This is a genomic window from Aeromonas sp. HMWF017 (assembly GCF_003061465.1).
Taxonomy (GTDB): Bacteria; Pseudomonadota; Gammaproteobacteria; order Enterobacterales; family Aeromonadaceae; genus Aeromonas; species Aeromonas veronii.
In genome coordinates, this window is the sequence record NZ_QAJD01000001.1 from 1 (window position 1) to 7786 (window position 7786).

The window sequence follows — 7786 nt, forward strand, 5'->3', positions numbered from 1 at the left end:
CCGGGGTGTCCATCGCTTACGGTTTGTCCAAGTTCCTGATGGGGAACGTCTCTGACCGTTCCAACGCCCGTTACTTCCTCTCCGCCGGTCTGCTGCTCTCGGCCGGTATCATGTTCATGATGGGTACCATGCACTGGGCCACCTCCAGCATTGCCATCATGTTTGTGCTGTTGTTCCTGAACGGCTGGGCACAGGGCATGGGCTGGCCGCCCTGTGGTCGCACCATGGTGCACTGGTGGTCACAGAAAGAGCGCGGCGAAGTGGTTGCGGTCTGGAACGTGGCACACAACGTGGGCGGCGGCATGATTGGCCCGCTGTTTATCCTCGGGATGGGCTGGTTCAACGACTGGCGCAGTGCCTTCTATGTGCCTGCGGCAGCGGCGGCTGCCATCGCGGTGATCGCTTTCTTCGTGATGCGTGATACCCCGCAATCGGTCGGTCTGCCTCCCATCGAGGAGTACAAGAACGACTATCCGAAGGATTACAACGAGAGCCACGAGCAGGAGTTCTCCGCCAAGGAGATATTCGTCAAGTACGTGCTGCACAACAAACTGCTGTGGTACATCGCGATCGCCAACGCCTTCGTTTACCTCATTCGTTACGGTGTGCTGGACTGGGCGCCAACCTACCTGAAAGAGGCCAAGCACTTCACCGTTGACAACTCCTCCTGGGCTTACTTCCTCTACGAGTGGGCCGGTATTCCGGGCACCCTGCTGTGTGGCTGGATCTCTGACAAGATGTTCCAGGGCCGCCGTGCCCCGGCCGGTATCCTGTTCATGGTGCTGGTGACCCTGGCTGTACTGGTTTACTGGTTCAACCCGGCCGGCAACCCGACCATCGACATGATGGCGCTGGTGGCTATCGGCTTCCTGATCTACGGCCCTGTCATGCTGATCGGCCTCTATGCTCTTGAGCTGGCACCGAAGAAAGCAGCCGGTACTGCGGCAGGTTTCACCGGTCTGTTCGGTTATTTGGGCGGCGCCGTGGCAGCCAACGCCATGCTGGGTTATACCGTTGACCACTTCGGTTGGGATGGCGGCTTCATGGTGCTGACCGTCTCCTGTGTGCTCTCCATCATCCTGCTGGCGATGACCCTCAAGCATGAGAACATTGCCGTTGCGGCCAAGAAAGCGGCTGCCCATAAGGCATAAAACGTGATCCTCAGCTTATTGATCCCAAAGGGGATCAGGTAAACTGCCAAAAGGCCCCGCATCTGCCGGGGCCTTTTTTTGTCTCATCATCGGAGTGCAAGCGTGAAGCAAACCCAACGACATCTGGAGATCCTGGACGTCCTGACGCGGCAGGGATTTGTCTCGACCGACGATCTGGTGACCCACTTTGACGTCAGCCCCCAGACCATTCGCCGGGATCTGAACGATCTCGCCGAACAGAACAAGATCCGGCGCCATCACGGCGGTGCCTCCCTGCATTCGAGTACCGTCAATACCGCCTACAGCGCCCGTAAAGTGATGCAACTCAAGGAGAAAGAGCGCATCGCCCGCGAGGTCGCGGCCAATATTCCCGACGGCTCATCGCTCTTTATCGACATAGGCACCACCACCGAAGCCATTGCCCGCGCCCTGCTCGATCACCGCGAGCTGCGCATCGTCACCAACAACCTCAACGTGGCCAGCATTCTGACGGCCAAGGATGACTTCACCGTCATCATTGCCGGTGGCGAGATCCGCAACCGCGATGGCGGCATCGTGGGGGAGGCGACCCGCGACTTCATCGGTCAGTTTCGTATGGACTATGGCGTCATCGGGATTTCGGGGATCGACAACGACGGCTCCCTGCTCGATTTCGACTATCACGAGGTGAAGATCGCCCAGGCCATCATCGCCCACTCCCGTCAGGTGTTCTTGGCCGCCGACCACACCAAGTTCGGTCGCAATGCCATGGTCAATCTGGGCAATCTCAGCCAGATCCACGCCCTCTTTACCGATCAGGAGCCACCGGAAAAGCTGACGCGATTGATGGCGCAACACCAGATCGCCTGCCACATCTGCTGACGGCGAAACACGCCAAGGCTGTGCCGGTCGCCCGTCAGGGCGGCCTCCTTTCTCTTTCTCTCCCCTAGTCCCGCACCCATCTCACCCCTTTATGGGTATTGCCAAAACCACTATTCAATCTGGTTTTTTTGGCTATTAACCCGCCGATGTTGGCCCGACGCCATTTGCTCCGCTGACCTGTCCCCTTTGCCACCTCTGGCGGGCTGTGGCGATCACACTTTCATCATAAAATGTTCGTTTGTTGTATTTTCATGTTCTAAAATGAGCGAAATCAAACATTGCTGTTATAGCAATCATAAAAATGAAAGTAGGTGAACATGAGCGAACATTATGATCTGGTCGTCGTCGGTGGCGGCATCAACGGGGTCGGCATCGCAGCCGATGCGGCAGGACGGGGTCTGAAGGTTGCCCTGTTTGAGGCGCAGGATCTCGCCTCAGCCACCTCTTCCAACTCCAGCAAGCTGATCCACGGTGGTCTGCGCTATCTCGAACATTACGAATTCCGGCTGGTGAAAGAGGCGCTGGCGGAGCGGGAGGTGCTGCTCGGCATGGCGCCCCATATCGCCCGGCCGATGCGTTTTCGTCTGCCGCACCGCCCGCATCTGCGTCCGGCCTGGATGATCCGCGCCGGCCTCTTCCTTTATGACAATCTGGCCAAGCGCGACAAGCTCAAGGGCAGCTGTGGCGTGCGCTTCCTGCCGCAAGATGGCCTCACCGCCGGTATCAACAAGGGATTCGAGTATTCGGACGCCTGGGTCGACGACGCCCGGCTGGTGGTGCTCAATGCCATGATGGCGCGCGACAAGGGTGCCGACGTGCAGACCCGCACCCGCTGTGTCAAGGCGGAGCGCGGCTCAAAGCACTGGACGTTGACTCTGGAGCGGGAAGGGGGCGAGCAGTTCAATGTCACCTGCCGTGGTCTGGTCAATGCGGCCGGCCCCTGGGTCAAGACCTTCTATGACGAGAGCCTGCACGAGAAATCCCCGCGCGGCATTCGCCTCATCAAGGGCAGCCACATGATAGTGCCGCGCATCCATGAGCGCGAAGAGGCCTACATCCTGCAAAACGAGGACAACCGCATCGTCTTCGTTATCCCTTATCAGCAGGACTACTCCCTCATCGGCACTACCGATGTGGAGCACAAGGGCAGTCCGCGCGAGGCGAAGATCAGCGACGCCGAGATCAACTACCTGTGCAAGGTGGTCAACGCCCACTTCACCCGCCAGATCGCCCCGAAAGATGTGATCTGGACCTACGCCGGGGTGCGTCCGCTGTGCGATGACGAATCCGACTCGCCGCAGGCGGTGACCCGCGACTATACCCTCGAACTCTCCGGTGAATCCGACGGCGCACCGCTGTTGTCGGTGTTTGGCGGCAAGCTCACCACCTATCGCAAGCTGGCCCAGGCTGCCTGCAACAAGCTCAAACCCTGGTTCAGCCAGATGGGGGATGACTGGACCGCCAGCAGCCGGCTGCCCGGTGGCGAGTTTGACTGCTCGGTCCGCGAGCTGGCACGCGCCTTTGCGCTGGAGTTTGACTGGCTCGATGATCGCAGCGCCCTGCGTATCGCCGAAGCCTATGGCGCCCATGCCCGGCTCTGGCTCAAGGTGCCCCGTGGTCAGCACTTTGGTGCCGGACTATACGAATCTGAGGTGCGCTACCTTATCGAGCGGGAGTGGGCCTGCACTCTGGAAGATATCCTCTGGCGTCGCAGCAAGCTGGGGCTGCGCCTGTCCGATTCCGAGCAACAGCAACTGGGTGAGTGGCTGGCACACCATCACCACGGCCTGCGCAAAGCAAGCTGAATCCTATGAAGGGCGGCCCTGCGTCGCCCTTTCTATAACTGCAATAAACCTCTGATATAACAACTACCTACACACAATAATAAAGAGTGTCACATATGAAAAAACTCACTGTCTCCCTCATTGCGCTAAGCCTTGGGGCATCCCTCTCATTACCTGTTCTTGCCGCCGATGAAGGCAAGATAGTGATTGCTCACCGGGGCGCTTCCGGCTACCTGCCCGAGCACACCCTGGAGTCCAAGGCATTGGCCTACGGCATGGGTGCCGATTATCTGGAGCAGGATCTGGTGATGACCAAGGATGACCAGTTGGTGGTGATGCACGATCACTTCCTCGATGGCATCACCGATGTGGCCGAGCGTTTCCCCGGCCGGGCCCGCCCGGATGGTCGCTATTATGTGGTGGATTTCACCCTGGACGAAGTGCGATCCCTGCGCATGACCGAGCCGTTCCAGCTGGTGGATGGCAAGCAGGTGCCGGTCTATCCGGCCCGCTTCCCGCTGTGGAAGTCCAGCTTCAAGATCCATACCTTCCAGGAAGAGATCGAGATGATCCAGGGGCTCAACAAGAGCACCGGCAAGAACATCGGTATCTACCCGGAGATAAAAGCGCCCTGGCTGTTCCGCCACGAGGGCAAGGATATCTCCAAGGCGGTACTCAAGGTATTGAAGCAGTACGGCTACACCAGCAAGGATGACAAAGTCTATCTGCAGTGTTTCGATACCAACGAGCTCAAGCGCATCAACAGCGAGCTGATGCCCGCCATGGGTATGGATCTGAAACTGGTGCAGTTGATGGCCGAGACCGACTGGAACGAGACCATGGTCTACGACGCCAAGGGCAAGGCGACCCCCTACAACTATGACTGGATGTTCAAGCCGGGAGCGATGAAAACCATCGCCAGCTATGCCGAAGGGATTGGCCCGTGGAAGCCGATGATCGTCACCGAGCCGGGCACTTTGGGCAAACCGGTCTTCACCGGCATGGTAAAAGAAGCCCACGCAGCGGGCCTGAAAGTTCACCCCTATACCTTCCGTCAGGATGAGGGGCAGATCCCGGCCTATGCCAAGGACTTCACCGATCTCCTTAACATCTTCCTCTATCAGGCTGATGTGGACGGGGTGTTCAGCGACTTCCCCGACAAGGCGGTGGCCGTCATCAAGGCCCATCAAGAGGCGGCCAAATAGCACTCTGGCGCCATTTGAATGCAAAGCGAGGCCAATTGGCCTCGCTTTTTGTTTCAGGCTCTTGCAACGGGAGTGTGCGCCCTGTCAGAAAATAGCCAGTTCACGTCATGGTGTGCCGGATCTGCATCATTTTACGCAGTTTTTACGTAGCAGATCGCTGGCATGAAATCGGCATAGCGGTTAGTCTAGCGGCGTTGAACCAACCCCATGAGGTACAGATGAAAACCGTATTGCGTTTTAGCCTGCTGGGCGCCTTGTTGCTGGGTGGCCATGCCTTCGCCGCCGAGCCGAAAAAATTTGATATCAGCATGTTCCCAGCCGCTGACGTGAATCAGGAACGTGTGGTGATCCGCCTGCCTGAAGTCGAGAAAGAAGCCGACATGATGGTCGAGCTGCAGGTCGGCAAAAAGATGATGGTTGATTGCAACGTACCGCGTTTTGCAGGCAACCTGGAACAGCACAGCGTCAAAGGCTGGGGCTACAACTACCTGAAACTGGGCAAAGTCTCCGACCCCATCAGCACCCTGATGATGTGCCCGGATAACCAACAGAAAGAGACCTTCGTCCAGATCTACGGTCAGGGCTTCTTCGTGAACTACAACTCAAAACTGCCGTTCGTGATCTACGTGCCGCAGGAGTATGAAGTGCGCTACCGTCTGTGGCGTGCCGACAACTTGGCCCAACCGGCCATGATTGAGTAAGCATGTTTGAACCAAAGGTTCAGCTGGTTCACCTGATGTGATAAATAAAGCGCCGTATGGCGCTTTATTTTTGCCTGCACAGTCCAAAAAGTGACGTGCAAATTGGCTGCACGTTTACATAAGTTTATTATTTATCAACGTTTTTTGTGTGTTATGCCACAAAATCGGCGTCAACGATGGGGCAAAGTGACTTCGATAAAAGATATTTATTAACATAGTGAGAAAATTGATTTTGCACTCGGCGATGGCCTGATGATACTTGCCCGCAAAGGTCAAACTAACCAGAAAAAAGAGCACTATGAGCTTCGAATCAGACAAGCGTTTCAACGACTTCAAACATTTTCCCCGTGGCCTGCGTCGCAGTGGCGAATTCACTGTGGCCGAAGCGGACAGTCTGGAAAAATATGGTACCGCCATGCTGGCACTCTACCAGGGTAATCTGGCACCCCGTGACGATGTCGAGTCCGCCTTCGTCGAACAGGTCAAATCCGGCGCAGCCGGTGCCAACCCCCATGCCAAGGTGTGGTTTAAGTACCTCAAGGTGATCGGTCCCAAGCGCGTTCATCGCCTCTGCACCGTCGTTGGCGGCGCCAGCGAAGAGAGCAGCGGTGGTGGCAGCTTTGATGTCGGTGGTGGCAGCGGCGGTGGCAGTGACGAGTCCATCGATTAATGGATACCGAGCTGCTTCGGACCTTTATCGAGGTGAGCAAGACCCGGCATTTTGGCCGGGCTGCTGAAAATCTCTACCTGACCCAGTCGGCGGTGAGTTTCCGGATCCGCCAGCTAGAGCAGCAACTGGGTGTCAGTCTGTTTGCCCGTCATCGCAACAATATCCGTCTGACCGCCTCCGGTGAGCGTCTGCTGCCCTACGCAGACGCCATCTTGCACACCCTTGGTCGCGCCAAGCAGGATGTGGCGCTCTCACCGGGATTCAGCCAGCAGTTGGCCATCGGCGCGCCCGCGGTGTTCTGGGAGCTCGATTTCAACGACTGGCTCAATCACATCTATGCGCTGGCGCCCGGTTTGGCGGTGCGGCTGGAAACAGCCTCCCGCGAGCATCTCTGCCGCCAGTTGCTGGAGCGCTCCCTCGATCTGGCCCTGCTCTCCGAGCCCACCAAGATCGACGAGATTGCCCTGCATCCCATCGGTGAGCTGGTGTTCGAGCTGGTGAGCCGGGATCCGGCCGCCAATGCCGACAACCTGATGCAGATGCCGCACATCCACCTCGACTGGGGCACCAGCTTCGAGCCGCAACCCAGCCGGTTGCAGAGCCTGCAAAAGACCCCGGTGCTGCACTCCAGCTCCGCCAGCATGGCGTTGCAGTTCGTGCTGGCCAACGGTGGTGCTGCCTACCTGCCACGGCGGATGGTCAGCCCCTTCCTCGAGAAGGGGGCGCTCCATCTGGTGGAGGGGGGCCAGCCGCTGAGCCGTCCGCTCTATCTCGCCTATCTGGAGAAATCCGATCGCCGGGAGCTGATCGATCAGTTGCTGACCCTGCCACTGGGTTGGCACGATGCCGAGTTGCGCCTCAACGTCGAATAAGCGTCGAGTGTTATCCAAGAAAGAGCCCACCCCACGGTGGGCTCTTCTGTTTGGGGAAAATTGCAGGGAGCGAAGTCACGTAATTGGCGCGGGAGGCTTGGCGTCATCGGCCTGTAACGGTACCTTTTCAGGCTGTTTATCCGATTGAGCACTGACAGGGATGGATTGTAATTGATCGACTTTAGTCACCCCGAATGGCGGGCGCTGGCGCAGCAGTTGCTGAGCCACTCACCTGTGGTGATCCGTGGCCGCCAGTGGCAACCGCTGGTGGGCCTGCTCAAGGATAACCAGCTGCTGCTCGCCCATGGCAACCACAGCTATGAGCTCACCCCGGCCGGGCGGCGCTATCTCACCCGCGAGCTGATGCTGGCCGAGATCGCCACCGCTCCCCCCGAGCCAGAGGAGTGGTTGCATGCTCAGGGCTGGCAATTGGGGGAGCAGGTCAACGAGCGGGTGCTGGCGGCGCTCTATCGCAAGTCAGAGGTGAACTTCACCCCCAACGAGCAGATCGATTTCGAGGACAAGGGGATCCGGCTCTGCGC

Annotated in this window: 7 protein-coding genes and 1 pseudogene; all 8 read left to right on the top strand. The window is 58.2% G+C overall.

All coding sequences use genetic code 11. The features are described 5' to 3' along the window. A partial coding sequence (gene glpT, locus DBR30_RS00005) for a glycerol-3-phosphate transporter (protein WP_108588135.1) occupies nucleotides 1-1151 on the top strand: 1151 nt, incomplete at its 5' end. 102 nt (nucleotides 1152-1253) lie between these two features. Continuing rightward, nucleotides 1254-2012: a DeoR/GlpR family transcriptional regulator gene (locus DBR30_RS00010; RefSeq protein WP_005347045.1), complete on the top strand. Its 759-nt coding sequence runs from the start codon at nucleotides 1254-1256 to the stop codon at nucleotides 2010-2012. 317 nt (nucleotides 2013-2329) lie between these two features. Continuing rightward, nucleotides 2330-3817: a glycerol-3-phosphate dehydrogenase gene (glpD, locus tag DBR30_RS00015; protein ID WP_108541487.1), complete on the top strand. Its 1488-nt coding sequence runs from the start codon at nucleotides 2330-2332 to the stop codon at nucleotides 3815-3817. Between the two features lie 95 nt (nucleotides 3818-3912). Then, nucleotides 3913-5001, top strand: a complete 1089-nt coding sequence (gene glpQ, locus DBR30_RS00020) for a glycerophosphodiester phosphodiesterase (protein WP_108541486.1) — start codon at nucleotides 3913-3915, stop codon at nucleotides 4999-5001. A gap of 218 nt (nucleotides 5002-5219) precedes the next feature. Beyond that, nucleotides 5220-5702: a serine protease inhibitor ecotin gene (gene eco, locus DBR30_RS00025; RefSeq protein ID WP_005337529.1), complete on the top strand. Its 483-nt coding sequence runs from the start codon at nucleotides 5220-5222 to the stop codon at nucleotides 5700-5702. A 298-nt stretch (nucleotides 5703-6000) separates the two neighbouring features. Then, complete coding sequence (gene maoP / locus DBR30_RS00030) at nucleotides 6001-6372, top strand: DUF413 domain-containing protein (protein WP_005337527.1); 372 nt, start codon at nucleotides 6001-6003, stop codon at nucleotides 6370-6372. Continuing rightward, on the top strand, nucleotides 6372-7244 hold the full coding sequence (gene hdfR, locus DBR30_RS00035) for an HTH-type transcriptional regulator HdfR (protein ID WP_005337525.1): 873 nt from the start codon (nucleotides 6372-6374) through the stop codon (nucleotides 7242-7244). The genes maoP and hdfR overlap by 1 nt, the downstream gene beginning before the upstream one ends. Before the next feature lie 171 nt (nucleotides 7245-7415). Further along, nucleotides 7416-7786: pseudogene (locus tag DBR30_RS21430) on the top strand (hypothetical protein); the annotation flags it as partial.

What these genes read in the sequence shown, in the direction of transcription:
- maoP (WP_005337527.1), top strand. Translation starts at nt 6,001, where the DNA reads ATGAGCTTCGAATCAGACAAGCGTTTCAACGACTTCAAACATTTTCCC.
- glpD (WP_108541487.1), top strand. Translation starts at nt 2,330, where the DNA reads ATGAGCGAACATTATGATCTGGTCGTCGTCGGTGGCGGCATCAACGGG.
- hdfR (WP_005337525.1), top strand. Translation starts at nt 6,372, where the DNA reads ATGGATACCGAGCTGCTTCGGACCTTTATCGAGGTGAGCAAGACCCGG.
- eco (WP_005337529.1), top strand. Translation starts at nt 5,220, where the DNA reads ATGAAAACCGTATTGCGTTTTAGCCTGCTGGGCGCCTTGTTGCTGGGT.
- glpQ (WP_108541486.1), top strand. Translation starts at nt 3,913, where the DNA reads ATGAAAAAACTCACTGTCTCCCTCATTGCGCTAAGCCTTGGGGCATCC.